The following is a 2,640-nucleotide window of genomic DNA, read 5'->3' as shown; positions in this document are numbered from 1 at the left end:
TTGCGGTGACCGTCGCAGTGAACTCGTAGACCAGGCTGGCGCCGGCCGGCAGGTCGACGTTCTCGCTGATGCCGCCGCTACCGCTCGGATTCGTGCAGACCGCGCCGCCGAAGGCAGTGCAGGTCCAGGTCGCCCCGGTCACGCCGGTCGGCACGGGGTCGCTCAGCGTCGCACCGGCAATGTCGGCGGCGCCGACGTTGGCGACATCGATGAGCCAGGTGGTCGGCAGGCCGTTGTCGACAAAGGCCGCGCCGTTGCTCTTGCTGACCGCCACGTCCGTCGAGCTTCGCCCGAACACCACGTAGCTGCGGCCCGAACTGCTGCCGTTCGGGTCGGCGCCGAAGGCCCCGATGACCACGTCATCGATGCCGTCGCCGTTGACATCGCCGGCGGCGCTGACCGACCACCCGGCGTAGTCACCGGCCGCTTCGCCGTTGAGCACGAAACCGTTGCTGCCGTTCAGCGTCGACAGGTCGAAGGGGTTGGGCAGGCCGGTGTCCGATCCGAACACGACGTAGCTGCGGCCCGCCGAAACGATGCCGTCAGGATCGGCCCTGTTGGCCCCGATGAGCAGGTCATCGATGCCGTCGCCGTTGATGTCGCCGGCGGCGCTGACCGAACGGCCGGCGTAGTCACCGGCCGCTTCGCCATTGAGCACGAAGCCGTTGACGCCGTTGAGGGTGGACAGGTCAAAGGGGGTGGGCAGAATGCTCGCGCCGAACACCACGTAGCTGCGTCCCGAGTCTTCGCCGCTCGAATCGGCACCATCGGCCCCGATGATCAGATCACCGATGCCGTCGCCGTTGATATCGCCGGCGGCGCTGACCGAACGCCCGGCGAAGTCAGCTTCCGCTTCACCGATGAATACAACGCCGTTGCTGCCATTGAGGCTGGACAACTCGACGGGACTGGCCAGGCCGGTGCCCGAACCGAACACCACGTAGGCGCGCCCGGAACCAATGCCATCGGTCTCGGCGTCCGGGGCTCCGATGATCAGATCACCGATGCCGTCGCCGTTGACGTCGCCGGCGGCACTGACCGAGAACCCGGCGCTGTCACGGGCCGCTTCACCGTTGAGCACAACGCCGATCAGCCCATTCAGCGTGGACAGGTTGAACGGGGTGGGCAGGCCGGCATCGTCGCCGAACACCACGTAGCTGCGGCCCGATGAGATGCCGTTCGGGTCAGCGCTATCGGCTCCGATGATCAGGTCATCGATGCCATCGCCGTTGATGTCGCCGGCGGCGCTGACCGAGTATCCGGCGTTGTCACCGGCCGCTTCACCGTTGAGCACAACGCCGTTGCTGCCATCGAGGCTGGACAGCTCGACGGGGTTCGTCACCGTGCCCGAACCGAACACCACGTAGCTGCGGCCCGAGGAGCTGCCGTTCGGGTCAGCGCCATTGGCTCCGATGATCAGGTCCTCGATGCCGTCGCCGTTGATGTCGCCGGCCGCGCTGACCGAGACCGCGGAGAAGTCGTAGGCCGCTTCACCGTTGATCACAACGCCGTTGCTGCCATCGAGGCCGGACAGCTCGAAGGGGTTCGTCACCGTGCCCGAACCGAACACGACGTAGCTGCGGCCCGACAAGCTGCCGTTCGGGTCGGCGCCATAGGCTCCGATGATCAGATCATCGATGCCATCGCCGTTGATATCGCCGGCCGCGCTGACCGAGAACCCGGACAAATCACTTGCCGCTTCGCCGTTGAGCACGAAGCCGTTCGTGCCGTCCAGGGCCGACAGCTCGATCTCGGCCGGGAACGACTGGGCCAGGGCCGCGGAGGGACCACCGACACCCAGCGCTGCGGCCACCGCCAGCGGCAGCACGCGGCGCGCCGTTGACGTGCTCGGCAGGGATGCCGTGCGCGCACAGTCCATCTTCGGGCGAGTATGCAGGGAAGCGATGCGATGCTGAGTCATGGGGTCCGACCTTCCGTTCAGGGCGTGGGATCGTGAAGCAGGAATCATGCAGCCAGAGACGATGTCCAGGATGCGACAGCATCGACGTCGATGCACTGTACCGGCTGCGCCGCGTCCGCGCAAACGGATCGATCGACCCGCCGCGCCCGAACCTACTCGGTCTCGAAGCCGTCGATGAACAGACCTACCGGATCCGTATCGGTCGCGCTGTTGTCGGCCGGGTTGATGTCGGTCTGGCCAGCGGCCAGCGTGATCGTTGCCGTGTTGCTGACCGACCCCGGTTCCGTTGCGGTGACCGTCGCAGTGAACTCGTAGACCAGGCTGGCGCCGGCCGGCAGGTCGACGTTCTCGCTGATGCCGCCGCTACCGCTCGGATTCGTGCAGACCGCGCCGCCGAAGGCAGTGCAGGTCCAGGTCGCCCCGGTCACGCCGGTCGGCACGGGGTCGCTCAGCGTCGCACCGGCAATGTCGGCGGCGCCGACGTTGGCGACATCGATGAGCCAGGTGGTCGGCAGGCCGTTGTCGACAAAGGCCGCGCCGTTGCTCTTGCTGACCGCCACGTCCGTCGAGCTTCGCCCGAACACCACGTAGCTGCGGCCCGAACTGCTGCCGTTCGGGTCGGCGCCGAAGGCCCCGATGACCACGTCATCGATGCCGTCGCCGTTGACATCGCCGGCGGCGCTGACCGACCACCCGGCGTAGTCACCGGCCGCTTCGCC

Annotated in this window: 1 protein-coding gene and 1 pseudogene; both read right to left on the bottom strand. The window is 67.4% G+C overall.

What is annotated here, in order from left to right; genetic code table 11:
• Window positions 1–1,921: integrin alpha (locus HFP89_RS06655; protein WP_168716867.1), on the bottom strand; the 1,921-nt coding region annotated here is incomplete at its 3' end.
• A 152-nt stretch (window positions 1,922–2,073) separates the two neighbouring features.
• Window positions 2,074–2,640 (bottom strand): annotated as a pseudogene (locus HFP89_RS06650) (DUF11 domain-containing protein); the annotation flags it as partial.

This window comes from Wenzhouxiangella sp. XN79A (assembly GCF_012272825.1).
Classification (GTDB): domain Bacteria; phylum Pseudomonadota; class Gammaproteobacteria; order Xanthomonadales; family Wenzhouxiangellaceae.
Note: the sequence above shows the minus strand (reverse complement) of the source record. Positions and strands in the feature narration are given on the sequence as shown.